Raw genomic sequence first — 25,040 nt, forward strand, 5'->3', positions numbered from 1 at the left:
GGCCGCGTTGCATGGGGTCGTTTTGACCGATTCCGCCGCCACAGCCGTTTCTGGCGCTTCCTGCGCCGCCCATCGTCTTACTGTTCCACCGACATGTCCGCCAGCCTCACCCGTCAGACCGCATCGCCGATGCGGTGCCCGCCATCCCGTCCGAAAGGCATCGACGCAGGCGCGGCGCCTCGCGGGCATCGAGCGCAGCGCGCGGGTCGAGTGGCGACGGCGGGCTGAACGCATGTCGCTGCAACGCTCGGTTTTTTCTCCGTCTGGCTGGCCGCTGCGTCTGCCGCAGTCGCGCAAAGGGAGGGTCGCGCTCGCGCTTGCCGTCGTTTATCTGGTGTGGGGCTCGACCTATCTCGCCGTGCACGTCGCGCTCGGCTCGTTCCCGCCGCTGCTGATGTCGGGCTTGCGCAACCTGTTCGCCGGCATCGGTCTGTTCGTGTTCGCCGCGCGCCGCAAGCCGGTCTGGCCGAGCGTCGCCGAAATTCGCAACGCGGGCCTCGTCGGCACGATGCTGGTGGGTCTGTCGAGCGGCATGCTCGCGTACGGCATGCGCACGGTCGGCACCGGCACCGCGGCCGTGATGGTCGCGACCGTGCCGCTGTTCGCGACCGTGATCGCGGCCGTCGCCGGACAGAAGATCGGCCGCGGCGAATGGTTCGCGGTCGGGCTCGGGCTCGCCGGCATCGTGATTCTGAGTCACGGCGACAGCACGCCGGGCTCGGTGGCAGGCAGTCTCGCGATTCTGTGCGGCGCGCTGTTCTGGGCCGGCGGCGCGCATCTGGCCGGGGTGTTGAAGCTGCCGTCGGACCTGTTTCTATCGACCTCGCTGCAAATCGGCCTCGGCGGCGCGATCTCGACGCTGGTCGCGTGGGCGGCGGGCGAGCGGATGCTCGAGCTGCATTTCCTGCCGCTCGTCGCGTTCCTGTATCTGATGCTGATCGGCACGATGGCCGCGTTCGTCGCGTACGGTTATCTGATTCGCCACACGAGCCCGATCATCGCGAGCAGCTGCATGTACGTGAATCCGATCGTCGCGGTTGCATTGGGTGCGCTGCTGCTCGGCGAGCCGGTCACACGCTCGACGGTGATCGCGACGATCGTGATCCTGAGCAGCGTCGGCTTGTCGTTCTGGTTCGATTACCAGAAGAAGGGCAGCGCCTGAGCGCGGTCGGTTCTCGTCGAACCGCGCCGCCGTTGTCAAAGCGCCGCCGCCAGCTCCGCGCCCTCGCGGATCGCGCGCTTCGCATCGAGCTCGGTGGCGAGCTTCGCGCCGCCGATTACATGAAAACGCGGGCCGCCGCTGCCGTGCTTGCCATCGACGGTCGGCGGCAACAGCTCGCGCAACGATTCCTGCCCCGCGCACACGACGATCGTATCGACGTCGAGCCATTCGTCGGCACCGTCTCGCGCGATCCTTAGACCGCGCGCGCTGATCTCCCGATATTCGACGCCGCTTAGCATCTGCACGCCGTTCCTCGCGAGCGCCGCGCGATGCACCCAGCCCGACGTCTTGCCGAGCCCCGCGCCGAGCTTGCCGGCCTTGCGCTGCAATAGCCAGATCTGCCGCGCCGGTTGCGCGGCAACGGGCGGCTTCAGGCCGCCGCGCTCGCGCACCGCGAGGTCGACGCCCCATTCGTCGAGCCACGTATCGCGCGGCACCGGCAGCGGCTCGCCCGCGCGATGCAGCAGAAACTCGCTGACGTCGAAGCCGATCCCGCCCGCGCCGATCACCGCGACGCGCGCGCCGACCGGCGCACCGCGCAGCACGTCCACATACGACAGCACGTTGGACCCGTCGATGCCGGCAATCGCCGGCCGCCGCGGCACGATGCCGGTCGCGACGATCACGTCGTCGTAGGCGCCTGCGGCGAGCAGCGCGGCATCGACGCGCGTGCCGAGCCGCACCTCGACGCGATGGCGTTGCAACTGGCTGCGGAAGTAGCGGATCGTTTCGCTGAACTCTTCCTTGCCCGGCACGCGCATCGCGAGATTGAACTGGCCGCCGAGCGTGTCGCTGGCCTCGAACACCGTCACGCGATGCCCGCGCGAGGCCGCCACCGTCGCGGCCGATAGCCCGGCCGGCCCTGCGCCGACCACCGCGATCGAGCGCGCCTGTCGCACGCTCGCTAGCGGCCGGTAGACGAGCTCGGTTTCGCGTCCCGCGCGCGGATTGACGAGGCAGCTCGCGCGCTGATTCCTGAACGTGTGATCGAGGCAGGCCTGATTGCACGCGATGCAGGTGTTGATTTCGTGCGCGCGGTCCTCGGCGGTCTTCAGCACGAAGTCGGGATCGGCGAGCAGCGGCCGCGCCATCGACACGAGATCCGCGGAGCCGTCGGCGATCAGCGCTTCAGCCACCTCGGGCGTGTTGATACGATTCGACGCGATCACCGGCACGTTGACGGATGCCTTCAGGCGCGCGGTCAGCGAGGCGAACGCCGCGCGCGGCACCGAGGTCACGATGGTCGGCACGCGCGCCTCGTGCCAGCCGATGCCGGTGTTGAAGATCGTCACGCCGGCCGCTTCGAGCGCCTGGGCGACCTGCACGGTTTCCTCCCACGTATTGCCGCCCTCGACCAGATCGATCAGCGACAGCCGGTACACGACGATGAAGCGCTCGCCGCATTCGGCACGCACCCGCTCGACGATCTCACAGGCGAGCCGCGTGCGATTCTCGATGCTGCCGCCGTATCGATCGGTGCGCCGGTTCGTGCGCGGGCACATGAACTGGTTCAGCAAATAGCCTTCGCTGCCCATGATCTCGACGCCGTCGTAGCCCGCGCGTTGCGCGAGCCGCGCGCAGCGCGCGTAGTCGCGCACGGTTCGGTCGATGCCGGCGAGCGTCAGCGCGCGCGGCTTGAACTTCGAGATCGGTGACTTCAACGCCGACGCCGACACCACGAACGGCTGATAGCCATAACGGCCCGCGTGCAGGATCTGCAGCGCGATCTTGCCGCCCTCCGCGTGCACGGCCTCGGTCACGAGCCGGTGATTGCGCAGATCGAACACCGAGTTGAGCGTGCCGCCGAACGGCAGCAGCCAGCCCTCGCGATTCGGCGAAATGCCGCCCGTGATGATCAGGCCGACGCCGCCTTTCGCGCGCTCCCGGAAGTACGCGGCCAGTTGCGGGTAATGCCAGAAGCGGTCTTCCATGCCCGTGTGCATCGAGCCCATCACGACGCGGTTGGACAGACGTGTGAAGCCCAGGTCGAGATCGGCGAGTAAGTGTTGGTAAGACATGCAGGGACCGTGTAAGTGGGGGGCCGCACGAACGATACACCGCGCGCCGGACCAGACCGCCGAGGAAAAATTCTAAATCGCAGCAATCCATTGATTCGCAAGACCTGGGTCGGTTGTCTCAGGCCAGCTATTTGGGGCACGGCACACCCATTGCTGATTTTGAGCGTCCATCGACACGGACGCGCCACCGACAAAACCAGCGCGCCGTGCGGCACGGATGGGAGGAGGGCGACCGCGAGGCTTCCCGCGGCCGCCCGCGTATCAATGGGCGCTGAGCGTCAAGCCCTATATCGAGACAGGTGAACACAATGAAAATTATCCGAATCATGGTGGCGGTCGTTGCGGCCGCGGCGGTACTGAGCGCGTGCGGCGGCGGTGGTGATGGCAGCGATGCGGGCAAGACGCTGGGGTTGACCAATCCCGAGATCCATTTCGTTCACGCGCTTCCGGGTGGCCCCGCGGTCGACTTCCTTGTCAATGGCAGCGCGCCTTCCGGACAGACCAACATCTCGTATAAAGGCGTGACCAACCTCACCAATATCGACACGGGCCCGACGACCGTCGCGTATGCGGCGACCGGCACGAAGAACGCGCTCGCGAGCGGCAGCTTCCCCGATGTCGCGAAGGGCCACGTGTACACGGTGCTCGCGTTGCCAGGTCTGTCGGCGCCCGACATCGGCCTGATCGACGATCCGTTTGACAAGGGCCTGCTGACCAACGACGCGCGCGTGCGCGGCTTCAACGCGTCGGCGAACGCGCCGGACCTCGACCTCTACCTCGTGCAGGCCACCGCCACCAGCATCACCAACGTGTCGCCGACGCTCGCCGGCGTGTCGTTCAAGAACGCGGTGCCGGCGAGCGGCCAGGATTCGATCTACGTGTCGGGTGGCCAGTACGTGCTGATCGCGACGGTGGCCGGCAGCAAGACGCCGATCTTCCAGTCGAACTCGTTCTCGCTGGCGAACAACGCCGACTGGCTGATCACCTCGGTGCCGATCGCGGGCGTGTTGAGCCAACTGGCGCCTGGGCAGATTCATCTGCTGATCGTACAGAACGGCAATACGAGCACGCCGAGCGTGGAACTGTCGAATACGTTGACCGGGCAATGACGAGGGCCGCCGATCACCGGATGAGCCTCGCGCGGCGCGAGCATCGATGAGCCGCTCGCGCCAGCCGGACAATCAAGGACTCCGATGGTCGGAAAGTGGGGAGGACGACACGGCGATCCACGACAGTGGGTCGCCGTTCTCTTTGATGGCGCTCCGAAAACGCGTCGCATCGCTAGCCAGCAAGCCAGCATGCACGAAAAAAAAGCCCGCCGCGGCATCCCGCGACGGGCTCTGCAAAACCTGCTGCCATGTGCCGGCTTATTTTGCCTTTTCCGCCTCGTTCGTGATGGCGTGGCCGCCCTTCGAAATGTCCTGGCCGGCGCCCGCCATCGTGTTGCAACCCGTGACGAGCATGGCGGTTCCTGCGAGCACAAGCAAAGCGATCAGTCGAGTCATGAAACTTCTCCTTGTCGAGAATGCATCGGTTGATGTCGTCCGACCGGGGCCATGCCAGTCGATCAGGTTTCGATCCGGTTTCGAACCGGCCTGATTGCATGGTAAAAAAAGGGTGGGGGCGGCGCTGTCGGCCGTGCCGCGATTTTGTTGTAGGCGTGCTCCGGTGTTTGCGTCGGCGCACTCCTACAACGGCTTTGCGGTGCCACGGCCAGCACGCGTCAGACGGGGCTTTGCGACGAAGTGGTCGGTGTGGCCGGCGACGCCGGCGGCTGATCGATCGAAGGCGTCGCCGTGCTTGCGCTCGGCATCACGACGTCGATTTCGGTGCCGCTTTGCGCGCCACGGCGGATGTCGAAGCGTCCGCCATGCGCGGCCACGCGCTGGCGCATGCCGAGCAGGCCATGCGTATGCGTGCGTTTCAGATCGGCCGGCATGATGCCGACGCCGTTGTCCGCGATATGCAGCGCGACCTCGCCATCGCCGACCCGCAGCGCGATGCCGACCTTCGAGGCCCGCGCGTACTTGGCGGCGTTCGTCAGCGACTCCTGCGCGACCCGAAAGAGCGCGATCTTGGTCTGCTCATCGAGCTGGACATCGTCGGCGGGCAGGTGCAGTTCGAGCGTCCAGTTGTTGCGCTGCGCGGCTTCGTCGGCGAGCGTGCGCAGCGCGGTGACGAGCCCGAAATTGGCGAGTACGGTCGGCCGCATGTCCTCGATGATGCGCCGCTTCAACGCGATACCCTGGTCGAGATTGGCGAGCGCGCGCTGCAGCTTGTCGGCGATGTCTGGCTCGCTGTCCTTCAGCTTGCGGCGCGCCCACGCGACGTCCATCCGGCATGCGGTCAGAATCGCGCCGAGCTCGTCGTGCAGCTCACGCGCGAGCTGGGTCTTTTCGTTTTCGCTGACCGCCTGCAGATGCCAGCCGAGCGCTTCGAGCTGGCGCGTGCGCTCGCCCACCAGCTGGTCGAGTTCCTCCTGCTGCGTAATCAGCTGACGCTGCGCGCGCGCCTGCCGGTCGATCTGGATGCCGAGATTGCGAAACAGCAGAATGAACAGCACGATGTTCAGCGCCGACAGCCCCGCCGCGCACAGCGTCGACAGCCGCTGATCGGCGCGGCTCGCGGCCAGCGCGTGCTGCGCGCGGCGCTCCTCGTTGTCGCGCAGCAGCGTGAGCGTGCTGTCGATCAACGACGCGTCCGCCGGATTGACGTCGCTCGCGGGCCCGCATCCGCCGAGTTCGAGCGGATGCGGCGCCGCGTGCTGCATCGCGGCGGCGCCCGCGCCGATGCGCGCGTCGATCAGCGCGAGAATCTGCGTAAAGCTCGCGAGCTCCGCGCTGTCCGCGCGGCCGCCGCGATAGAAGTGGTCCAACTGCCGGGTGGTCTCGCGAATGCGCGCGGCGCTCGCGCAGAACGCTTGGGCGGATGCGTCGTCCTTCGTCAGAAGAAACTGGTTTTGTTGTGCGCTGAGGCGCGACAGGTCGCTCGCGAGCGTGCTCAGTTGCACGGTGACGTCGCGCGCTTCGAGCGCGGTCTCGTACTCGGCGGCGATGCGCTCACGCGCGCTCTCCAGAATCACGAGGCCGCCCACCGTGATCACGATCGCGACCGTCATCGCGATCGCCCAACTGCGCCTGCGCATCCAGTCGGCGAGCCGCGCCGTGGCGCGCGCGCCAGGCTGTTTCGGCGGGTTCTGCAGATTCGACACTTGCTGCTCCGGAAAGAGGGCATCGACTCGGGCGTCGACTTCGGCATCGAGCGAAGCCGCGCGTAACGTCGTCGTAATCCAATGTAAGCGGATTCTCACACGAAAAACGGCGAGCGTCGGAATGCGCGCGGCGCCGCGCATCGATAGCATGGACCCGATCGTTCATTCAATGTTTCGGGAGAAAACCATCATGCTGAAGTGGGCGCTGTTCTTCGCGATCGTCGCGGTGATCGCGGGTCTTCTCGGCTTCACCGGCATTGCGGCCGGCGCGGCGGCGATCGCGAAGTTCCTGTTCTTCGTGTTTGTCGTGCTGTGCGTGGTGTTCCTCGTGCTCGGCTTCGTCGTGACGAAGAAAACGATCGATTAGCGCGGCCATCGCAGTGGCGGCAAGCCGCGCCTTCATAGCAGGCGAGGGGTTTGCTGGTAGTCGATTGCAGGGCCAACAAAAGGGAGAAATGCCATGCTTCACTATGCCATCGTCTTTTTCGTGATCGCGATCATCGCGGCGGTGTTCGGCTTTACCGGCATCGCGGCCGGCGCGGCCGAAATCGCGAAGATCCTGTTCTACATCTTCCTCGTCGTGTTCGTGGTCACGTTGCTGCTCGGCGTGTTTCGAACCTAGCCACGCGAGCCCTGGATGAACGTAACACGAGATCGGCAGCGAAGTACGCAATACGTATAGGTAGGTACAGGTAGTCAACAAGGCGCGGGAACGCGCGGCGTTTGAATCCTCGATCGAGGCGCCCGCGTTCGAAGCGCGCCGTCATTCCACCGTCGGCGCATCAGGCGCGATTCGTGCTGATGCGCGATTCCCCCAATACCGGATAAAGGAGAAGTTCGATGACGAAGCAATCTGGCGACACGTTCGTGATGGACATCAAAAAGATCCGCGAGGACGCGCGCAAGCATATGTCGGATGGTCCGGTCACGCCGAGCTACGGCGCGAATCGCGACACGGTGCTCAAGCTGCTCAACGACGCGCTCGCCACCGAGCTCGTCTGCACGCTGCGTTACAAGCGTCACTACTTCATGGCGAAGGGCATCAACTCCGAAGCGGTCGCGACGGAATTCGCCCAGCACGCGAGCGAGGAGCAGGAACACGCCGATCGCATCGCCGAGCGCATCGTGCAGCTTGGCGGCGAACCCGATTTCGCGCCGGACGGCATCAAGGCACGCGCGCATTCGGAATACAAGGAAGGCACCGATCTGACCGACATGATTCGCGAGAACCTGGTCGCGGAGCGTATCGCGATCGACACGTACCGCGAGATCGTCCGCTATCTCGGCGAAAAGGACGTGACCACGCGCCGGCTGTTCGAGGAGATTCTCGCGGTCGAGGAAGAGCACGCCGACGATATGGCGGATCTGCTCGCGGGGCGTGAGTAGCGCGCCAAAGTGACAGGGAAGCGACAAAGACGCGGCGCAATAGTGTTGACCGGGCGCCAGCGAACTCGGGAATGCCGGCGGCTGCGGTGCGAAGCCGCCCTCGCAGTCCACGTTCTGCCGTGGCCGCGGATCATTACAATGTCGGCTTAGGAGCGACTACCTTTGCACGGACACCCAACCGATGATTCGAGTGCTGATAGCTGACGATCATGCGATCGTTCGAGGTGGTTTCAGACAGTTCGTCGCCGACGAGCCGGATATGTGCGTCGCCGCCGAGGCCGCGACCGGCGAGGAAGCGATCGTCCTCGTGCGCGAGCAGGCATTCGACGTGGTGCTGCTCGACATCGCGATGCCGGACAAGAACGGCATCGATACGTTGCGGGTGATCAAGCAGGTGCGTCCGGAGCAGGGCGTGCTGATCCTGTCGGGCTACCCCGAGAGCCAGTACGCGATCAATCTGCTGCGCGCGGGCGCGAACGGCTATCTGAACAAAGACTGCGAGCCGGAGGAAATCGTGCGCGCGATCCGCTCGGTTGCGCGCGGTCACCGCTATCTGTCGGAGGCGGTCGCCGATACGCTTGCCGACAATCTCGACAAGCCCGCCGCCGGGCGTCCCCATGAAGCGCTATCGGAGCGCGAATTCCAGATCTTCTGCAAGCTCGCGGCAGGGCAGTTGCCGACCGAGATCGCGGAAGAGCTGCATCTGTCGGTCAAAACGGTGAGCACGTATCGCGCGCGGGTGCTCGAGAAGATGCGACTCGCGAACAACGCGGACCTCACGTACTACGCGATCAAGAATGGTCTGATCGAATGACGATCGAGACATCCTGATGAACAGCGAATCGAACCCTGCTACCGATCCAGCCAGCCGCGCGCCGTTGCGCGTGCTGCTGATCGAGGATTCGCCGCTGATCCGCCGCAGCCTCGTCGAGGCGATCGATGCTTCGGGCTTGCTGCGCGTGGCCGCTTATGCCGATTCCGCCGATCAGGCGATCGCGTTGCTCGGCGACGAAGCGTTCGACGCGGTAATCGTCGATTTGCAGCTGAAGCGGGGCTCGGGTGTGCCGGTGCTCGCGTATCTGCAGCGCGAGGGGCTGATCGATTCGATGTTCGCGGCGGTGCTGACCAATCATGCGTTGCCCGCGTATCGAGCGCGCTGCGAGCAGTACGGCGTGCGGCACTTTTACGACAAATCGTTCGAGTTCGATCGTGTGCTCGACGCGCTGCATGAGTATGCGTTGGGGCGGGGGGGCGGCGAGTAAGAGTCTGCGCGGGAGGACGTTTCTAGTCAGTTTTCCATGATCCGCATTTCATGGCTTCTTCGAGCATCCCAAGGGTAAGCGAACGTCCACCGAGTAATTCTCGCGCGCTGGCACTGAACGGGGACTTCAGCGCGGCCGCGACGATGTCGAGTTTTCGCATATTGGCGGACGGAACGTAGCAGGCGACGTCGAAATCGCGCAGGTCCACCTGGAAGCGTTGAGCCCATGCCTGCATCACGTCGAGGATTCTCGCCGGCTCCCACTCCAGATCGTGATACAGATCCATGTCGCGGGTCAGCTCGTCGTCGAGGGGCAGCCCGGCGGGCGTGCGCATTTCGCGGATGAACCGAGTGAGATCGAGCCAAGTGTCGTTCATTACAGGCGATCCTCCGGTTTGACCAGGCGGTTATAGGCATTGACCGTTTTGTAGCCGATTATTGCCACGTCAGATGCGGTGATTATCCACCCGACTCCGGGAATTGCTCGACCGACGAATACGCCCAGATGGCTCGTCAACTTCACGCGCAGTAGCACGACGCTCGTCCATGACGTGAATGTAGGCAGAATCCGATGCTTTAACTCGAAGGGCAATAGCGAGCGGGACAGCTTCGACGCCACTGACGTGCCTTTTACCGCGCCGCCAAATTTGCCTCGCGTCGGAATGAAGCGCGAGCCTGCGACGATCATGGAGGCGCCCACGGCATCGCTGATACCGATTTGGGCCATGGTTTCATCCACGGAGATTAGAAGGAACAGTTGCGTCGCGGTTAGATTGCTGTGTATTCCATAGTTATATTTATTCGACATACCGGCGTGTGGACTTGATCGGGCAGGGGACAACGCATAACGCGTCGATGAACAATGGCGCGAGTCTTCGACTCGTGCCACATCAGTCCGTTAAGCTATCAAGTAACGACGGTAATGAAATGGGCGAAGGATGATTCCGCGCGACGGAATGCGACAGGCGTTACCAGGCTCCGCCAGCGGTGGCAAATCGACAAGACGATTCTTATCCGGCCCTGGTCAGCATTGATATCAATGCCCCGTCCGCGCCGGCAAGCGCAAATGATTCCACGCGCCGAGCCCGGCAAACCCGATCCCCGCGATAGTGACGCCGATCCACCCGAACGCCGGCCACACGATCGCGCCGACACCCGAGCCCAGCGCACCGCCGATGAAATACGCGACCATGTACACGGTATTCACGCGGCTGCGCGCGTCGGGCTTCAACGCGTAGATGCGCGACTGATTGGAAATCTGCGCGGCCTGCACGCCGATGTCGAGAATGATCACGCCGACCACGAGTCCCGCGATGCTCTTCGCCGATGCGCCGAAGATCACGAACGCGATCACGACCAGCACGAGCGACACGGTGATGATCGCGCGCGGGCCACGCCGGTCGGCGAACTTGCCGGCCAGCGGCGCGGCCAGCGCGCCAGCCGCGCCGACGATACCGAACAGCCCCGCCGCCTGCGGCCCAAGATGAAACGGCGCACCCGCGAGCAACAGCGCGAGCACCGACCAGAAAAGGCTGAACGCGCCGAACAACGCCGCACCGGTCAGCGACGCCTCGCGCAGCGCGCGATGCTCGGTCACCAGATGCCACATCGACACGAGCAGCTTGCCGTACGGCAGCGTCGAGGTCGGCTGGCTCTTCGGCAGACGCAAAATGATGACGACCGCGAGCGCGAGCAGCGCGACGACCGATGCGCCAAACACCGCGCGCCAGCCGAAGTATTCACCGACGATGCCCGCCGCGGTCCGCGCGAGCAGGATGCCGAGCAACAGGCCGCTCATCACGGTGCCGACCGCGTGGCCGCGCTCGGACGGCAACGCGAGTTCGGCCGCGAACGGCACCGCCTGTTGCGCGATCGTCGCGAGCACGCCGATCGCCAGACTCGCGACGATCAGCACCGCGAGCGTCGGCGCCGACGCCGCGACGATGAGCGCGACGCACATGCCGGCGATCTGCAGCAGGATCAGCAAACGCCGGTCGAAGCGGTCGCCGAGCGGCGCGAGCAGCAGCATGCCGGCGGCGTAGCCGAGCTGTGTGACGGCAGGCACCGCGCCGACCCAGGACGCGCTGTCCGGAAACGACTGGCGCAAATTGTCGAGGAGTGGCTGATTGAAGTAGATGTTCGCCACAGAGACACCGGCGATCGTCGCGAGCAGCAGCAACACGCCGCGCAACGACCGGGCGGAGGAAGCGGAAGTGGAAGCGTCGGAAGTGGACATGACAGAGGCGGATCGACGGACCGGCCCATGCGCGGTCCTCAAGCGTGCCGATCATACCGGAGCGGCGGGGTTCCTGCTGACGGTCGCGCGAGCGCTCGCCCGCGCGGCCGCCATCCGGTTGCAGATAGATCTGCCGCTCCTGTCAGTCGATCAACGCGCCAGCATCGTAGAACGGATACGGGCCGTCGGCCGGATCCACATACGCGTGATGCGTGACGATGCCCGTCGCCGGCGCGTAGTAATGCAGCGCGTAAGCGGGGGGCTCCATCACGAACGCCGACGGTCCTTCCTCGCGAAAATCGAGCGCCACCTGGTGCGCGGGCGCGGGAATCGCGCTCGCGATCGTGCCGCCGAAGCGCACGAACATCGAGCGATGCACGTGCCCGCAGAGCACGCGCTCGACGTTGGGATAGCGGGCGATCAATGCGGCGAGCTTGTCCGATGCCGCTGGGTCGAGCCGGATCTCGTCCATATGTCCGATGCCGCACGCGAACGGCGGATGATGCAGCGCGACCACGACCGGCGTGCCGCGCGCCGCATCGAGCTGCTGCGCGAGCCACGCGAGCCGCGTGTCACACAGCATGCCGGCGCTCGAACCGGGCACCAGCGAATCGAGCGCGATCACGCGCAGCGGGCCGACGTCGGCCGCGTACTGAACGAACTCGCCGCCGCTTTGCAATTCCTCGCGCTCGGGAAACGCCGCGCGCAGCGCGTTGCGTTCGTCGTGATTGCCGACCATCAGGAAGTAGGGGATCTCGAGCGGTGCGAGCAGTGCCTTCAGGTGCGCGTACTGCTCTGGGTCGCCCTGATCGACGAGGTCGCCGGTCATCAGCACCGCGTCGGGGCGCGGTGTGAGCGCGTTCAGCGCGTCGATGCAGCGCGCGAGGTAGGGAGCGGTATCGACGCGGCGATACGCGAGTGCGCCGGGTTGCTTGATATGCAGGTCGCTAATTTGAGCCAGCAGCATGAGAGGTCCTTCGGGTTGCTTCGTGTTGAGCGCCAGGCTGCGGCGCTGTTTGTACCTACGATAGCGCAATCAGTGCGTCCCGCTCGATCGAAATGCCGACCGGCGTGCCACGCGCAAGCTCGATACGGCCCGCGACGTCGACGAAGAGCGGCTCGGGCGCGGCGCCGCCAATCGTCAGACGCGTGCGTTCGCCGAGGAACGCGGTGCTTTCGATCAGGCCGCGCAGCTGCGCGAGCGCGGGGTCGGTGAGCCGCGCGTCCTCGGGGCGAAAGAAGATTTCGTGCGGGCCGGTCGCATTCGATGCATGCGCGGGCACCGGCACGGCGCCGCCGCTCGTCGTCAGCATGCCGTCGCGCGGCTCGCCCGCGATACGGTTGATCGTGCCGACGAACTGCGCGACCGTGCGATTGGCCGGACGATAGTAGATGTCACGCGGCGAACCGATCTGCTCGATGCGTCCCGCGCTCATCACGACGATCCGATCGCCGAGCTCCATCGCCTCGGCCTGATCGTGCGTCACGTAGACGGTGGTGATGCCGAGCTCGCGCAACAGCGCGTTCATTTCCGTGCGCAATGCGTCGCGCAGACGCGCGTCGAGCGCGGTCAGCGGTTCGTCGAGCAGCAGCACGCGCGGCTGCACCGCGAGCGCGCGAGCGAGCGCCACACGTTGACGCTGGCCGCCCGACAGTTGATCGATCGGTTTGTCCGCGTGCGCGGCAAGCCGCATCATGCCGAGCAGTTCGTCGACGCGTTGGCGGGCAGTTGCCGCCGGCACGCGCCTGATCTTCAGACCGTAGCCGATGTTGCCGCGCACGGTCAGGTTCGGAAACAGCGCGTAGCTCTGGAACACCATGCCGACCGCGCGTTTTTCGATCGGCAGCGTGGTCACGTCGTCGTCGCCGAATGCGATGCGGCCGCCCGCGTCCGGGGTTTCGAGGCCCGCGATCAGGCGCAGCGTCGTCGTCTTGCCGCAGCCCGACGGTCCGAGCAGCACGAGGGTTTCGCCCGCGCCGATCGACAGGTCGAGCGGTTCGAGCACGCGCGTGCCGCGAAACGTCTTGGCGCATTGCGTGAGCGTGATGGGAACCGAGGTGAGTTTCATGGCGTGTCGATGGGTTTCGCGAAAGAGGCGGCGCCGTGCCTGTTCGACGCGCTGCGCTGGCCGGTCGCATCGACGCCGAGCCATTGCATCGCGACGAGCAGCGGCATCGTCATGATGAAGAACAGGATCGTGTACGCGCTGCCGATCTCGATGCGCATCGACGCGTAGGTATCGGCGAGGCCGACCGGCAGCGTCTTCGTATCGGGCGTGTGCAGCATCCACGTGAGGTTGAATTCGCCGATCGACAGCGTCAGCACCGCGAGCGCGCCCGCGACGATGCCGGGCCGCGCGTTCGGCAGCACGATCGTCACGAAGCGCGTGAAGAAGCCCGCGCCGAGGCTTGCCGCGCCTTCTTCTAGCGTGCGCAGATCGCTGCTCGCGCAGACCGCCGCGACCGCGCGCACCATGAACGGGAGCGTGAATACCACATGCCCGACCACGATGAACGCCGCGCTCATCCGGAACGCCGTGAAGCCGCCGTAGATCACCAGCAGCGCGAGCGCCGATGCGAGGCCGGGCAGCGCGATCGGCAGCACCAGAAACTCCTCGACGATGCGTGTGAAGCTTGTCTTGCTGCGCGCGAGCACGTAGCCCGCGGGTACGCCGGTCAACAGCGTGACGACGAGCGTCGCGGCGGCCACTTCGAGCGACAGCCACACCGAGCCGTGATACTGGCCCCACACTTCGACGAGCCAGCGCAGCGTGAATCCGCTCGACACGCCCTTGAAGTAGTTGACCGTCAGCCCCGCGACGATCGACATGATGACCGGCACGATCAGGAACGCGCACAGCAGCAGCGTGACGAACCATTGACCCGCGGCGAGCCAGGTTCGCGAGGAAGGCCACGCGCGTCGCGCGCGCGGTCCCGCTGCCGGTTGCGACGGCGAGGAGGACGATGAGGCCGAGGAGGCCGTGACTGAGTTCATGGATGGGTTGTCGTTCATGCGCTCGCCGCCACGCCCGAACCGCTCGCGCTGCGCGCGATCGCCAGCACCGCCCACGTGACGATGCCCAGCACGATCGACAGCCCCGCGGCGGTCACCATGTTCGCGTTCAGCGTGAACTCGGTATAGATGGTCATCGGCAGCACGTCGATGTCGGTGGCGAGCGTGAACGCTGTGCCGAACGCGCCCATCGCGGTCGCGAAGCACACGGCGCCTGCCGCGATCAGACCGGGCGACAGCGCCGGCAACACGATGTCGCGTATGATGCGCCACGGCGATGCGCCGAGCGAGCGCGCGGCCTCTTCGAGCGATTGATCGAGCTTGGTCGCGGAGGCCATCACGGTGACGATCACACGCGGAATCGAGAAGTACAGATAGCCGAGAAACAGGCCGCTCATCGAATACGCGAATACCCAGCGATCGCCCGCGAGTTTCAGCGAGAGCGCGCCGATCAGCCCCTGACGCCCGGCCAGCATGATGACCATGAAGCCCACGACGACACCGGGAAATGCGAGCGGAAACGTCAGCAGCGCGAGCAGCGTACGCTTGCCGGCGAACTCGCGGCGCGCGAGCAGCAGCCCCGCGATCACCGACAGCACCAGGGTGGCCGCCGTGACCGCCGCCGACAGCACGACGGTCGCGCCGAGGCTCGACATATAACGCGGATTGGTCAGCATCGCGCGATAGGTCGCGAACGCGTGGCCGCCGCCGGAGAGCTGCGCGAGCGCGCCCATCGGCAGCAGCCAGAACGCGATGAACACCGCGAGCGCCGGCGCGAGCAACGCGATGCGCCAGCGCAACGGGAACGTGACGTCGTTCAATGCATCACCTGCAGATAGCGCTCGCCGAAGCCCGACTGTTTCTCGGCCATCTTCGCGAAGTCGACCGGCTTCGCGCGCGCGTATTCGCTCGCGGGCAGGAACTGCGCGGCGGTCTCGGCATTCATCGCGCTCGCGCGCACCGGCCGCAGATACGCCTGCGCCCACAGCTTCTGGCCTTCGTCGGACAGCACGAAATCGAGCACCTTCTTGCCGTTCGTTTCATGCGGCGCGCCCTTCACGAGGCTCATCACGTACGGCACCGAGATCGTGCCTTCCTGCGGAATCACGAATTCGACGTTCGCATGATCCTTGTACTTCGCGCGATACGCGTCGAAGTCATAGTCGAGCAGGATGGGGATTTCGCCGGACAGCACGCGCGCGTACGCGGTTTGTTTCGGCACGATCGGCGCGTTCGCCTTGAGCTTCCTGAACCAGTCGAGGCCCGGCGCGAAGTTATCGAGCGTGCCGCCGAGCGCCTGGTTCACCGCGACCGCGCCCGCATAGCCGACGAAGGCGCTCGACGGATCGAGGTAGCCGATCATCCCTTTGTATTCGGGCTTCAGCAGATCGGCCCACGAGCGCGGCACCGGCTTGCCTTCGAGCGCGTCCTTGTTGACGAAGAAGCCGAGCGTGCCCGAGTGGATCGTGAACCAGTAGCCTTGCGGGTCTTTCAGGCTGGCGGGAATGTCGTCCCAGTGCGCGGGCTTGTACGCCTGGATCACGCCCTTGTCCTTGGCCTGGAACGCCGACGACACGCCGAGATACACGACGTCGGCAACCGGGCTTTTCTGCTCGGCCATCAGCTGTGCGATCGATTGGCCCGAGTTCTTGTTGTCGAACGGCACGCGAATGCCGGTCTTTTGCTGGATCGCCTTGATCTGGCTCGCCCAGTCGGCCCATTCGGGCGGGCAGTTGTAGCAGATCGCGGTTTCATCGGCGCGCGCGGTTTGCGGCGCGAGCGTGACGAACGCCGCGCCGGCGACGAGCAGGCTCGCCGGCAGCACGGTCGCGGCGACGAGCGACAGTTTCTGCCGGAGCGGTTTGAGCGAGGATGCGAAGCGTGAGGTCGAGCGGGTCACTGCAGGTCTCCTGTGTCGATCGGTGCAAGTGCTTGCGCACTCACGCCGGGCCCGTAGAAGGTGGTGGTTGCAAGCGGTTGTAGTGCGCGAGGGCTGCCTAGCAGGCTGTTGAATTTGGATCCCGTGTAAACGGGGTTTGAAGGACGGGCGTTATGGATATCGTGTTCATGATCTTTGGCAGCGGATGCGATGCGCGGAATGGACGAGATGCAGGAACCCCTGTTCACGACGGTCAAGCTCGAGGACTTCGTCCCGGCAGATCACCCGTTGCGACCGATCCGGTTGCTGGTGAATGATGCGTTGAAACGGCTCAACGGGCTGTTCAGCGTCATCTACGCGGACACCGGTCGTGCCTCGATTGCGCCTGAGAAGCTGATGCGGGCGCTGCTGTTGCAGGTGTTCTACTCCGTACGCAGCGAGCGCATGCTGATGGAGCAGATGCGCTACAACCTGCTGTTCCGCTGGTTTGTCGGGCTGGCGATTGAGGACGCCGTGTGGGACCACTCGGTGTTCTCGAAGAACCGCGACCGGCTTCTGGAGCATGAAGTCGTGGAAGCGTTCTTCACCGAAGTCATGAGCCTGGCGGACAAGCGGGGCTTGCTGTCGAGAGAGCATTTCTCGGTGGACGGCACGCTGATTCAGGCGTGGGCCAGTCACAAAAGCTTCCGCCGCAAGGACGGCCCGGACGATGGTCCGCCAGCCGGCGGTGGCCGCAACGCCGACACCGACTGGAAAGGCGAGCGACGTAGCAATGCCACGCACGAGTCGACTACTGATCCGGAGGCGCGATTGTTCAAGAAGAGCCACAAGAGCCCGGCCATCCTGTGCTACCACGGGCACATCCTGATGGAGAATCGCTCGGGGCTGGTGGTCGGCGCCGTGGTTAGTCACGCAGATGGTTTTGCCGAGCGGGCCAGCGCATTGCAATTGCTCGATTGCGTGCCAGGTACTCATGCGAAGACAGTTGGCGCCGACAAGGCGTATGACACCCGTGACTTCGTGAACGATTGCCGCGCTCGCAACGTGACACCGCATGTCGCGCGCAACGATGAGCGTTGGGGCGGCAGCGCCATCGACGGTCGCACTTCGCGGCATGCGGGCTACCGGACTAGCCAGATCATCCGCAAACGAATCGAAGAGCATTTCGGCTGGGGCAAAACCATCGGGCGGATCCGGCAGACGGTCTATCGCGGCCTCAAGCGCGTCGACCAGCACTTCAAGCTGACGATGGTTGCGAGCAATCTGACCCGCATGGCCCGAATGCCAGGGATGGTGCCGCGAGGAGCGACGCGATGAGCCGCCAATGCGCGAAGACTGCGCGCCAGACGAGCCGCATGCGTGCGCCTGCCCCGCGCAGATCGCGCGGTGAACCGTTAATTCAGCGCAATATCGCACGCGCAAGTCTCCTGAACATAGCTTCGGTCGTCATGACGGGGCGCTTTTCAACAGCCTGCTAGGTGGTCAGCCCTTGCGTTGGTGATGCCCTGTCGAAATCTGCGTGGGACCCGAGCGCCGCGATCGTCGCGCCTTCGCGCACGCTGTGCGGAAGGGTCAACGCGAGTGAGGTGGCGGGGAATGCGCGATCGTCGCGCGCGCCGCCGATGCGTGCGAGCAAGCGCTGCCACGCCGCGCAGCCGATCTCGCGATTCGGCGCGCAGATGCTGGCGAGCGCTGGCGACAGCAGTTCGCCCATCGCGAGGCCGTCGAAGCCGAGAATCGACATGTCCTGCGGAATCTTCAGACGCACGCGACGCAGGCCGCGCATCACGACCATCGCGAGCAGATCGTTGCTGCAGAAGAGGGCGGTCGGACGGTTTGCGCCGTGCGTCAGGTGCGCGAGCACGGACGGCGCGAGTTCGTCGGCGTTGAAATCGACTTCGAGCGCGGGCGCGGCCGTGAGGCCGGCTTGCTGCATCGCCTGCGTGTAGCCGAGATGCCGCTGACGCGCGCGATCCGACGCGGCGAACGAGCCGGCCAACATCAGGATGCGGCGATGGCCGTTGGCGATGAGCCGGCGTACGCCGTCGTAGGCGGCGAGGCGATTGTCGACCGACACCGACGGGCGGCGCACCGTGTCGTTGTGCATCAGCACGTACAGCAGGCCGTCGCGGTCGAGTTCGTCGAGCAGCGGATGGGTGTCGGCATCGGCGACGGTCAGGATCAGGCCTTCGACGCGATGCTCGCGCAGCGTTTCGATGGCGTGGCGTTCGCGATCCACGTCGTACTGCGTGGTCATCAGCATCAGCCGGTAGCCTTGCGCCGACGCGAGATCGTCGATGCCTTGCAGGCATTCGGCGAACACCGGGTTCGCGAGCGTCGGCAGAACGACGCCGATCAGGCGCGTGCGCTCGCCGCGCAATTGCCGGCCGAGCGGGCTCGGGCGGAAGTTCAGCGCGTCGATCGACTGACGCACCTTGTCGAGCGTGATGGGGTTCACGGTATGCGGCGCGTTGATCGCGCGCGATACCGTGGCGATGGAAAAGCCCGCGTGGGCGGCGACATCCTTGATCGTCGGCGTCATCGGTTTGCGGCCCGCTGTAATCGTTTTCGTGAGCGGATTATCGGCAAGGTTTGTGACTTGGGGATGAACGTGGTGTCGGGCGTTCTTGGGGCTCCGGCGAGGCGATGGTAGAATTCGCGACCACGCGCGATTGCGACCCTTGCCGGGGTGATGAAATTGGTAAACATAGCGGACTTAAAATCCGCCGCCTTCGGGCTTGCCGGTTCAAGTCCGGTCCCCGGCACCAGTGTTGCAAATCACAGGCACGATGCGCGCACGCCGATCATCGCCGTGCCGATCTCGCTCTCCAGTTTTCCCGATCAGAAATCCAGTTGCTTCGCGCTGATAGCGAGCGCAGCCGCGATCTTTTCGCGCGATGAATTGCGCACGCGATCGCTGTTTTCCTGTCGTGCATAAGCAGACTGGCTGATGCCAAGACGCGCCGCAAGGTCCGCCTGAGTGAAATCGAGATGTTCGCGCCATGCGCGTGCGGGTGAAGCGCCGTCAACCGTGCGGCTCACGACGTCGTTCGGAATCAGGTTTCGGTCCACATTGCGCTCAGTCAAACAGACGAATCGCACCGTAGCATCCGCTAGAAAGTACAGGTCAATATTTTTTTACGTATCACTGGCGGCAGCGTGCTGCTCGAATCTGCGGTGCATCGCACGGAAGCGAGTAAACTCGTTGGCCTATGCGGACAAAATTGAGTGAGAAACTGTCACGCCGCATAACGCGATGAGCCCCCAGAACTCGGCGTAAATTCGGACAAACGCCCAACCTTGTCGATCGGCGCGACCCTGCGTAATATCACCTCGCCAACCTCGATCCATCTTCATGTCTTCGCTCAAATACCTGACCGGCTACCCCGCACCTCTGCAAGAGAAGGTGAGAATGCTGATCGCCGAGGATCAGCTCGGCTCCTATCTCGCGCAGAAGTACCCGAACACGCACGAGGTGCAAACCGACCGCGCGCTGTACGAGTACTGCGGCGAACTCAAACGCGAATACCTGCGCAACGCGGAGCAGATCGACAAGGTCACTTACGACAGCAAGCTCGACGTGATGCGCCACGCGCTCGGCCTGCATACGAGCATTTCGCGCGTGCAAGGCAGCAAGCTGAAGGCGAAGAAGGAAATCCGCATCGCGTCGTTATTCAAGGGCGCGGCGCCCGAGTTTCTGAAGATGATCGTCGTGCACGAACTCGCTCATCTGAAAGAGAGCGATCACAACAAGGCGTTCTATCGTCTGTGCGAGTTCATGCAGCCGGGGTACCACCAGATCGAATTCGATCTGCGTCTGTATCTTACGCATCGCGATCTGGCGAAGAAGCCGGTGTGAGGGACGCCGCGCGCACGCCGCGGAAGATAGAGCTGAGTTCAAGCCGCCAGAACAGCGGCATTCTCCGCCGCCGACGCGCTCAACAACACCGGAATCGACTTCGACGTCGGCGTACCCGCGCCATCCGCGACCGAGGAGAGCGGCACCAGCGGATTCGTCTCCGGGTAGTAAGCGCCGAGGCAGCCGCGCGGAATGTCGTACTCGACGAGCAGAAAACCGTCCACTCGTCGCTCGATGCCATCGGCCCACACGCTCGTGATATCGACACGCTGACCGGCCGCGAACCCGAGCATCGCGAGATCGTCCTTGTTGGCGAACAGCACGCGCCGCTGTCCGTACACGCCGCGATAGCGATCGTCGAGACCGTAAATCGTCGTGTTGTACTGATCGTGTGAGCGGGTGGTCATCAGCGTCATCAGGCGTTCGCCGTGACGCTTCTTCGCCTGATGAATGGGCGTATCGAGCGCGATCGCGTGGACCATGAACTGCGCCTTGCCGCTCGGCGTTTTCCAGATGCGATCGCGCGACGCGACGCCGAGATGGAAACCGCCGGGCTTCTTCAGCCGCTCGTTGTAGTCGTCGAAACCGTCGATCACCTTCGCGATGCCATCGCGAATCAGCGCATAGTCGGCCGCATGCGCGAGCCAGTCCACCTTGCCGCTGCCCAAAGTCGCATGCGCCATGCGCGCGACGATCGCCACTTCGGATAGCAGATTGTCCGACGCCGGCTTGTTCATCCCGTATGAGATGTGCACCATGCTCATCGAATCCTCGACGCTGACGCCTTGCGCCACGCCGTTCTGAATATCGATCTCGGTGCGCCCGAGCGTGGGCAGGATGAGGGCGTCGCGGCCATGCACGAGGTGGCTGCGATTGAGCTTCGTCGTCACGTGCACGGTCAGCTCGCATGCGCGCATCGCGTCCCACGTGCGCGGCGTATCCGGCGTCGCGATCGAGAAATTGCCGCCGAGGCCGATGAACACTTTCACCTTGCCATCGAGCATCGCCTGAATCGTGTTGACGACGTCGAGACCGTGCTCACGCGGCGGCGCGAAATCGTAGACTGCGCCAAGCTTGTCGAGAAACGCTTCGGTAGGCTTTTCCTCGATGCCGACCGTGCGGTCGCCCTGCACGTTCGAGTGGCCGCGCACCGGGCACAGCCCCACGCCGCGCCGGCCGATATTGCCGCGCATCATCATCAGATTCGACAGCAGTTGCACCGTCGCGACAGAGTTCTTGTGCTGCGTGAGACCCATGCCCCAGGTCGAAATCACCGCGCGGCCCTTCACGTAGATATCGGCGAGCTTCAGCACCTCGTCGAGCGGCACGCCGGCCTCGGCGACGATCGTGTCCCAGCGCTCGGCGCGCAGATCATCGGCGAATGCGGCGAAGCCGACCGTGTGCTGGGCGATGAAGTCGACGTCGAGCACGCGCTCGAGGCCTGACACGAGCGCTTCGTCGTCGAGTTCGAGCACGCGTTTGGCGACGCCCTTGATCAGCGCGAAATCGCCGCCGACCTTCGGACGGATGAACACCGAGCTGATTTTCGTGCTGCCCATCGTCAGCATTTCGACCGGATGCTGCGGGCTCGCGAAACGTTCGAGGCCGCGCTCCTTCAGCGGATTGATCGACACGATCGTAGCGCCGCGCTTCGCGCATTCGCGCAGCTCGCCGAGCATGCGCGGATGGTTGGTGGCCGGGTTCTGGCCGAAGATCAGCAGCGTATCCGCGTGTTCGAAGTCGTCGAGCGTGACCGTGCCCTTGCCGACGCCGACCGTGTGCGGCAGGCCACGGCTCGTCGCCTCGTGGCACATGTTCGAGCAATCGGGAAAATTGTTGGTGCCGTACATGCGCACGAACAGCTGGTACAGGAACGCGGCTTCGTTGCTCGCGCGGCCCGACGTATAGAACGCGGCGCGGTTCGGATCGTCGAGGCGCTTCAGATGGCTTGCGATGAGCTCGAACGCGCCGTCCCAGCCGATCGGCACGTAGCGGTCGCGCGCGGCGTCGTAGACGAGCGGATCGGTCAGACGGCCGTGCTGCTCGAGCTCGAAGTCGGATTGCGTCATCAGCTCGGCGACGCTGTGCTGCTCGAAGAACGCCGGCGTCACGCGCTTGCCGGTGGCCTCGGCGGCCACCGCCTTCACGCCGTTTTCGCAGAACTCGAACGTCGACGCGTGCTCGCGATCCGGCCACGCGCAGCCGGGGCAGTCGAAGCCGTCAGGCTGATTCTGCTTGAGCAGCGTGCGGTAGTTGCCGCCCGCGACCTTTTCCTTGAGCAGGTTGATGGCGACATACTTCAGCGCGCCCCAGCCGGCGGCGGGGTGCTTGTACGGCTCGATGCGGGGTTCGGCTTGTGCTTCGTTCTTCTTCATGACGTGACGATGGACAGATTCGACAGATTTTGCAGACCAATGCCCGCAAGCGTACTGTGTTCCACAATCCACGTCGGATACAGAAAATCGAAAAGAATAGGAGTACAGTTGCGCGACGATCCCTGAACCGCCCAAATCGCATGAAGCTCTACGAAAAACTCGCCGACGAAATCACCGAAGCCGTGCGCCGCGGCGTATTCGCGGCCGGCGAGCGGATTGCGTCGGTGCGGCAGGCGAGCCAGCAACACGGCGTCAGCATCAAGACGGTGCTGCATGCGTATGCGCTGCTGGAGAGCCGCGGCATCATCGAGAGCCGGCCGCAGTCGGGCTATTTCGTGCGCGACGCTGCCGCGCCGGTGCCCGCCTCGGCGCGCGCCGGCCGCAAGTCCGCGCCGCCGCCGATGCCCGCGACAGTCGACGTGAGCCGGCTCGTGCTGTCGACCCTGCGCAGCATCCGCGCGCACGACGCCGTGCCGTTCGGCTCGCCGTATCCCGATCCGTCGCTGTTCCCCTGGAGGCGCATCAACCAGTACGCGAACGCGGTTGCGCGGCGGCACGCGAGCTGGAATCTGATCGACGATCTGCCGCCGGGCAACCCCGAGCTGATCCGCCAGATCGCGCGGCGCTACGCGGAAAACGGTCTGCCGGTCGATCCGGGCGAAATCGTGATCACGCTCGGCGCGACCGAGGCGATCAACCTGAGCCTGCAGGCGGTCGCGAAGCCGGGCGACACCGTCGCGGTCGAATCGCCGACCTTCTACGCGATGCTGCACGCGATCGAGCGCCTCGGCATGCGCGCAATCGAGGTGGCGACGCATCCGGTCGACGGCATCGACATCGACGCGCTCGCGAAGGTGATCGCGCGGCAGAAGATCGCCGCGTGCATGGTGATGCCGAACTTCCAGAATCCGCTCGGTTTCTGCATGTCCGACGAGCGCAAGCGGCAGCTGGTCGAACTGCTGGCCGCGCACGAGATTCCGGCGATCGAAAACGACGTCTACCAGGAGCTGTATTTCGGCGACGCGCGGCCATCGACGCTAAAGACGTTCGACACCAAAGGGCTCGTGCTGCACTGTGCGTCGTTTTCGAAAAGCCTGAGCGCGTCGTACCGAATCGGCTGGGCGCTGCCGGGGCGTTATCGCGCGCAGGTCGAGAAGCTCAAGTTCCTGAATACGCTGACGACGCCGTCGGTGCCGCAGGTCGCGGTCGCCGATTATCTGCGTCAGGACGGCTACGACCGGCATTTGCGGCATCTGCGCCGCGTGTACCGGCAGCAGGCGAGCATCATGAGTGCGCTGGTGCTGCGCTTCTTCCCGGTCGGCACGCGCGTGTCGACGCCGCGCGGCGGCTACGTGCTGTGGGTCGAGCTGCCGGTTGCGATCGACTCGATGCGGCTTTATCAGGCCGCGCTCGAACGCGGTATCACGGTCGGGCCGGGGATGATGTTTTCGACGCGCAACGATTATCGGCACTTCATCCGGCTCAACTACAGCTATCCGTGGACCGCGCAGGCCGAGGCGGCGTTGAAGACGCTCGGCGAGCTGGCTACGGCGATGGCGTGAAGGGCGCAACCGCGATACGACCGACACCTCACAACTGCGAGACCGACATGAACGACGACGACATCGACCCGCAACTCGCCGCGATACTCGCGCAGCTATGGCGCGCGCATCGCGAGACACCCCGGCGCGCATGGTCGCTAGCGAAGCTGTCGAAGCAGGCCGGCGTGCCGATGAGCAGCTTGCGGCGGCAATTGACGGCGCTATCGGGCGGCGGTCTCGTCGATACGATGTTCCACGACGATGGCACCGGAGCCGCGTCGCTGAGCGAAATCGGCGCGCAGCTTTGCGCGGAGCTGTTCGGCACAGGCGAGGGCGGTGAGCCGTCGGCCGCTGACTGAGCTTTGCGCGCGCAATTCACCCGGCGCGCAGGTTGATCGCCGTCGTGGCCAGTGTGTTTCGCCGTCTCATTGCCCAACGCTCGCCTGCACCTGCGGTTGCATCGGCATCGGCGCTTGTGCTTGCGGCGGCGCCATGTCCACAGCCTCGAGCGTGGCCACGCCGCAAAACCAGTCGCCATCGTGCGGCTGATACTTCCAACGCTTGCCCGACTGTCCGATCACGCTCGCACACTGCTCGTTGACGACGAGGCCGGGCTTCGCGGCCGTGCATTGCAGCGTCGACGGGTCCGGGTGCGCGTCCACATCCCCACCCGCGGACGTCGCGTGCCGCGAGCCGCCCGGCAAGCTCGCCAGCAGCCGCTGCAATTCGTCGATGCGCGTCGCGTACCACGTCCGCAGACACGCGGCGTCACGGCAGTTCGCTTCGCGCCAGGCCCACTTGCTGTCGCTGTCGTCGATGAACGCGCGGCGCTGGGCGACTCGTCGACGCGCTTGCCAGTAGAGTTGGCCCAACGTGTCGTCGAGCGCCGACAGCGCGGAGTCGCCGCAAATCATGCGCTCGGCCGGCGAGCGGCCGCGCTGGCAGTCGAAGCTGGTGGCGTTGGCGTACGGATGCGCGAGCAGCAGTCCGGCGATCAGGAGGGGGCGGAAGAGGGTCATCAGGGTCCCGGCGGTGCATC

The 25,040-nt window shown here is 65.0% G+C and carries 26 protein-coding genes and 1 tRNA gene; 12 read left to right on the forward strand and 15 right to left on the reverse strand.

Features of this window, described 5'->3' with window-relative positions; translation table 11 throughout:
• Positions 1–232: 232 nt before the first annotated feature.
• Positions 233–1,162: an EamA family transporter gene (locus G5S42_RS18405; RefSeq protein WP_176108123.1), complete on the forward strand. Its 930-nt coding sequence runs from the start codon at positions 233–235 to the stop codon at positions 1,160–1,162.
• Between the two features lie 35 nt (positions 1,163–1,197).
• On the opposite strand, the gene G5S42_RS18410 is transcribed toward G5S42_RS18405, so the two are convergent.
• Positions 1,198–3,240 carry an NADPH-dependent 2,4-dienoyl-CoA reductase gene (locus G5S42_RS18410; RefSeq protein WP_176108124.1) on the reverse strand — a complete coding sequence of 681 codons (2,043 nt, stop codon included), beginning with the start codon at positions 3,238–3,240 and terminating at the stop codon, positions 1,198–1,200.
• A gap of 308 nt (positions 3,241–3,548) precedes the next feature.
• Between G5S42_RS18410 and G5S42_RS18415 the strand changes: the two genes are divergently transcribed.
• Positions 3,549–4,349 (forward strand): DUF4397 domain-containing protein, encoded by an 801-nt coding sequence (locus tag G5S42_RS18415; RefSeq protein ID WP_176108125.1) that lies wholly within the window; start codon positions 3,549–3,551, stop codon positions 4,347–4,349.
• A gap of 258 nt (positions 4,350–4,607) precedes the next feature.
• Here G5S42_RS18415 and G5S42_RS18420 read toward each other — a convergent pair whose 3' ends face one another.
• Together G5S42_RS18420 and G5S42_RS18425 are read right to left on the reverse strand one after the other, a co-directional pair.
• Positions 4,608–4,745 (reverse strand): entericidin A/B family lipoprotein, encoded by a 138-nt coding sequence (locus G5S42_RS18420; protein WP_013089876.1) that lies wholly within the window; start codon positions 4,743–4,745, stop codon positions 4,608–4,610.
• A 218-nt stretch (positions 4,746–4,963) separates the two neighbouring features.
• Positions 4,964–6,601 (reverse strand): sensor histidine kinase, encoded by a 1,638-nt coding sequence (locus tag G5S42_RS18425; RefSeq protein WP_176108126.1) that lies wholly within the window; start codon positions 6,599–6,601, stop codon positions 4,964–4,966.
• A 40-nt stretch (positions 6,602–6,641) separates the two neighbouring features.
• Between G5S42_RS18425 and G5S42_RS18430 the strand changes: the two genes are divergently transcribed.
• From G5S42_RS18430 to G5S42_RS18450, 5 genes are all read left to right on the forward strand, one after another.
• Complete coding sequence (locus G5S42_RS18430) at positions 6,642–6,818, forward strand: DUF1328 family protein (RefSeq protein WP_026225929.1); 177 nt, start codon at positions 6,642–6,644, stop codon at positions 6,816–6,818.
• A gap of 93 nt (positions 6,819–6,911) precedes the next feature.
• Positions 6,912–7,073, forward strand: coding sequence for a DUF1328 domain-containing protein (locus tag G5S42_RS18435; protein WP_006052455.1), 162 nt, complete (start codon positions 6,912–6,914; stop codon positions 7,071–7,073).
• A gap of 218 nt (positions 7,074–7,291) precedes the next feature.
• Positions 7,292–7,837, forward strand: coding sequence for a ferritin-like domain-containing protein (locus G5S42_RS18440; RefSeq protein WP_176108127.1), 546 nt, complete (start codon positions 7,292–7,294; stop codon positions 7,835–7,837).
• 181 nt (positions 7,838–8,018) lie between these two features.
• Complete coding sequence (locus tag G5S42_RS18445; protein WP_062129555.1) at positions 8,019–8,651, forward strand: response regulator; 633 nt, start codon at positions 8,019–8,021, stop codon at positions 8,649–8,651.
• Between the two features lie 16 nt (positions 8,652–8,667).
• A complete protein-coding gene (locus G5S42_RS18450) occupies positions 8,668–9,099 on the forward strand; it encodes a response regulator (RefSeq protein WP_176108128.1) in 432 nt (143 codons plus the stop codon).
• A gap of 22 nt (positions 9,100–9,121) precedes the next feature.
• On the opposite strand, the gene G5S42_RS18455 is transcribed toward G5S42_RS18450, so the two are convergent.
• From G5S42_RS18455 to G5S42_RS18490, 8 genes are all read right to left on the reverse strand, one after another.
• A complete protein-coding gene (locus G5S42_RS18455; RefSeq protein ID WP_176108129.1) occupies positions 9,122–9,475 on the reverse strand; it encodes a DUF1493 family protein in 354 nt (117 codons plus the stop codon).
• On the reverse strand, positions 9,475–9,906 hold the full coding sequence (locus tag G5S42_RS18460) for an STM2901 family protein (RefSeq protein ID WP_176108130.1): 432 nt from the start codon (positions 9,904–9,906) through the stop codon (positions 9,475–9,477). Before G5S42_RS18460 ends, G5S42_RS18455 begins: the two co-directional genes overlap by 1 nt.
• A 228-nt stretch (positions 9,907–10,134) precedes the next feature.
• Entirely contained in the window at positions 10,135–11,334 is a 1,200-nt protein-coding gene (locus G5S42_RS18465) for an MFS transporter (RefSeq protein WP_176108131.1), read from the reverse strand.
• Positions 11,335–11,476: 142 nt separating this feature from the next.
• Complete coding sequence (locus G5S42_RS18470; RefSeq protein WP_176108132.1) at positions 11,477–12,301, reverse strand: phosphodiesterase; 825 nt, start codon at positions 12,299–12,301, stop codon at positions 11,477–11,479.
• A 55-nt stretch (positions 12,302–12,356) separates the two neighbouring features.
• Positions 12,357–13,403 carry an ABC transporter ATP-binding protein gene (locus G5S42_RS18475; RefSeq protein WP_176108133.1) on the reverse strand — a complete coding sequence of 349 codons (1,047 nt, stop codon included), beginning with the start codon at positions 13,401–13,403 and terminating at the stop codon, positions 12,357–12,359.
• On the reverse strand, positions 13,400–14,329 hold the full coding sequence (locus tag G5S42_RS18480; protein ID WP_176108134.1) for an ABC transporter permease: 930 nt from the start codon (positions 14,327–14,329) through the stop codon (positions 13,400–13,402). The genes G5S42_RS18475 and G5S42_RS18480 overlap by 4 nt, the downstream gene beginning before the upstream one ends.
• A 14-nt stretch (positions 14,330–14,343) precedes the next feature.
• Positions 14,344–15,168, reverse strand: coding sequence for an ABC transporter permease (locus G5S42_RS18485; protein WP_176108135.1), 825 nt, complete (start codon positions 15,166–15,168; stop codon positions 14,344–14,346).
• Positions 15,165–16,247, reverse strand: coding sequence for an ABC transporter substrate-binding protein (locus G5S42_RS18490; RefSeq protein WP_176108136.1), 1,083 nt, complete (start codon positions 16,245–16,247; stop codon positions 15,165–15,167). Before G5S42_RS18490 ends, G5S42_RS18485 begins: the two co-directional genes overlap by 4 nt.
• Positions 16,248–16,436: 189 nt before the next feature.
• On the opposite strand from G5S42_RS18490, the gene G5S42_RS18495 reads away from it, so the two are divergent.
• The gene (locus G5S42_RS18495; RefSeq protein ID WP_376776852.1) at positions 16,437–17,543 is read left to right on the forward strand and encodes an IS5 family transposase; all 1,107 of its coding nucleotides are present in this window, start codon (positions 16,437–16,439) and stop codon (positions 17,541–17,543) included.
• 157 nt (positions 17,544–17,700) lie between these two features.
• Here the strand turns inward: G5S42_RS18495 and G5S42_RS18500 are convergent, their stop codons facing one another.
• The gene (locus G5S42_RS18500) at positions 17,701–18,768 is read right to left on the reverse strand and encodes a LacI family DNA-binding transcriptional regulator (RefSeq protein WP_176108137.1); all 1,068 of its coding nucleotides are present in this window, start codon (positions 18,766–18,768) and stop codon (positions 17,701–17,703) included.
• A gap of 141 nt (positions 18,769–18,909) precedes the next feature.
• Here G5S42_RS18500 and G5S42_RS18505 point away from each other — a divergent pair.
• Positions 18,910–18,994 (forward strand) — tRNA-Leu (locus G5S42_RS18505).
• Positions 18,995–19,067: 73 nt separating this feature from the next.
• Here G5S42_RS18505 and relB read toward each other — a convergent pair.
• Entirely contained in the window at positions 19,068–19,328 is a 261-nt protein-coding gene (gene relB, locus G5S42_RS18510) for a type II toxin-antitoxin system RelB family anti-toxin (protein WP_376776883.1), read from the reverse strand.
• Between the two features lie 253 nt (positions 19,329–19,581).
• Here relB and G5S42_RS18515 point away from each other — a divergent pair, with 253 nt between their 5' ends.
• Positions 19,582–20,085, forward strand: coding sequence for a M48 metallopeptidase family protein (locus tag G5S42_RS18515; protein ID WP_176108139.1), 504 nt, complete (start codon positions 19,582–19,584; stop codon positions 20,083–20,085).
• Positions 20,086–20,123: 38 nt separating this feature from the next.
• Here the strand turns inward: G5S42_RS18515 and G5S42_RS18520 are convergent, their stop codons facing one another.
• The gene (locus G5S42_RS18520) at positions 20,124–22,460 is read right to left on the reverse strand and encodes an FdhF/YdeP family oxidoreductase (RefSeq protein ID WP_176108140.1); all 2,337 of its coding nucleotides are present in this window, start codon (positions 22,458–22,460) and stop codon (positions 20,124–20,126) included.
• A gap of 140 nt (positions 22,461–22,600) precedes the next feature.
• On the opposite strand from G5S42_RS18520, the gene G5S42_RS18525 reads away from it, so the two are divergent.
• Positions 22,601–24,022, forward strand: a complete 1,422-nt coding sequence (locus tag G5S42_RS18525) for an aminotransferase-like domain-containing protein (RefSeq protein WP_176108141.1) — start codon at positions 22,601–22,603, stop codon at positions 24,020–24,022.
• Positions 24,023–24,069: 47 nt separating this feature from the next.
• On the forward strand, positions 24,070–24,360 hold the full coding sequence (locus G5S42_RS18530) for a helix-turn-helix domain-containing protein (protein ID WP_176108142.1): 291 nt from the start codon (positions 24,070–24,072) through the stop codon (positions 24,358–24,360).
• A gap of 66 nt (positions 24,361–24,426) precedes the next feature.
• Here G5S42_RS18530 and G5S42_RS18535 read toward each other — a convergent pair whose 3' ends face one another.
• Positions 24,427–25,020 carry a lysozyme inhibitor LprI family protein gene (locus tag G5S42_RS18535; RefSeq protein WP_176108143.1) on the reverse strand — a complete coding sequence of 198 codons (594 nt, stop codon included), beginning with the start codon at positions 25,018–25,020 and terminating at the stop codon, positions 24,427–24,429.
• Positions 25,021–25,040: the final 20 nt, after the last annotated feature.

The organism is Paraburkholderia youngii (genome assembly GCF_013366925.1).
Classification (GTDB): domain Bacteria; phylum Pseudomonadota; class Gammaproteobacteria; order Burkholderiales; family Burkholderiaceae; genus Paraburkholderia; species Paraburkholderia youngii.

Bases quoted from the DNA above. Each gene is read 5' to 3' on its own strand.
- G5S42_RS18405 (WP_176108123.1), top strand. From the start codon at position 233: ATGTCGCTGCAACGCTCGGTTTTTTCTCCGTCTGGCTGGCCGCTGCGT.
- G5S42_RS18410 (WP_176108124.1), bottom strand. From the start codon at position 3,240: ATGTCTTACCAACACTTACTCGCCGATCTCGACCTGGGCTTCACACGT.
- G5S42_RS18415 (WP_176108125.1), top strand. From the start codon at position 3,549: ATGAAAATTATCCGAATCATGGTGGCGGTCGTTGCGGCCGCGGCGGTA.
- G5S42_RS18420 (WP_013089876.1), bottom strand. From the start codon at position 4,745: ATGACTCGACTGATCGCTTTGCTTGTGCTCGCAGGAACCGCCATGCTC.
- G5S42_RS18425 (WP_176108126.1), bottom strand. From the start codon at position 6,601: ATGCTATCGATGCGCGGCGCCGCGCGCATTCCGACGCTCGCCGTTTTT.
- G5S42_RS18430 (WP_026225929.1), top strand. From the start codon at position 6,642: ATGCTGAAGTGGGCGCTGTTCTTCGCGATCGTCGCGGTGATCGCGGGT.
- G5S42_RS18435 (WP_006052455.1), top strand. From the start codon at position 6,912: ATGCTTCACTATGCCATCGTCTTTTTCGTGATCGCGATCATCGCGGCG.
- G5S42_RS18440 (WP_176108127.1), top strand. From the start codon at position 7,292: ATGACGAAGCAATCTGGCGACACGTTCGTGATGGACATCAAAAAGATC.
- G5S42_RS18445 (WP_062129555.1), top strand. From the start codon at position 8,019: ATGATTCGAGTGCTGATAGCTGACGATCATGCGATCGTTCGAGGTGGT.
- G5S42_RS18450 (WP_176108128.1), top strand. From the start codon at position 8,668: ATGAACAGCGAATCGAACCCTGCTACCGATCCAGCCAGCCGCGCGCCG.
- G5S42_RS18455 (WP_176108129.1), bottom strand. From the start codon at position 9,475: ATGAACGACACTTGGCTCGATCTCACTCGGTTCATCCGCGAAATGCGC.
- G5S42_RS18460 (WP_176108130.1), bottom strand. From the start codon at position 9,906: ATGTCGAATAAATATAACTATGGAATACACAGCAATCTAACCGCGACG.
- G5S42_RS18465 (WP_176108131.1), bottom strand. From the start codon at position 11,334: ATGTCCACTTCCGACGCTTCCACTTCCGCTTCCTCCGCCCGGTCGTTG.
- G5S42_RS18470 (WP_176108132.1), bottom strand. From the start codon at position 12,301: ATGCTGCTGGCTCAAATTAGCGACCTGCATATCAAGCAACCCGGCGCA.
- G5S42_RS18475 (WP_176108133.1), bottom strand. From the start codon at position 13,403: ATGAAACTCACCTCGGTTCCCATCACGCTCACGCAATGCGCCAAGACG.
- G5S42_RS18480 (WP_176108134.1), bottom strand. From the start codon at position 14,329: ATGAACTCAGTCACGGCCTCCTCGGCCTCATCGTCCTCCTCGCCGTCG.
- G5S42_RS18495 (WP_376776852.1), top strand. From the start codon at position 16,437: ATGCGCGGAATGGACGAGATGCAGGAACCCCTGTTCACGACGGTCAAG.
- G5S42_RS18500 (WP_176108137.1), bottom strand. From the start codon at position 18,768: ATGACGCCGACGATCAAGGATGTCGCCGCCCACGCGGGCTTTTCCATC.
- G5S42_RS18515 (WP_176108139.1), top strand. From the start codon at position 19,582: ATGTCTTCGCTCAAATACCTGACCGGCTACCCCGCACCTCTGCAAGAG.
- G5S42_RS18520 (WP_176108140.1), bottom strand. From the start codon at position 22,460: ATGAAGAAGAACGAAGCACAAGCCGAACCCCGCATCGAGCCGTACAAG.
- G5S42_RS18525 (WP_176108141.1), top strand. From the start codon at position 22,601: ATGAAGCTCTACGAAAAACTCGCCGACGAAATCACCGAAGCCGTGCGC.
- G5S42_RS18530 (WP_176108142.1), top strand. From the start codon at position 24,070: ATGAACGACGACGACATCGACCCGCAACTCGCCGCGATACTCGCGCAG.
- G5S42_RS18535 (WP_176108143.1), bottom strand. From the start codon at position 25,020: ATGACCCTCTTCCGCCCCCTCCTGATCGCCGGACTGCTGCTCGCGCAT.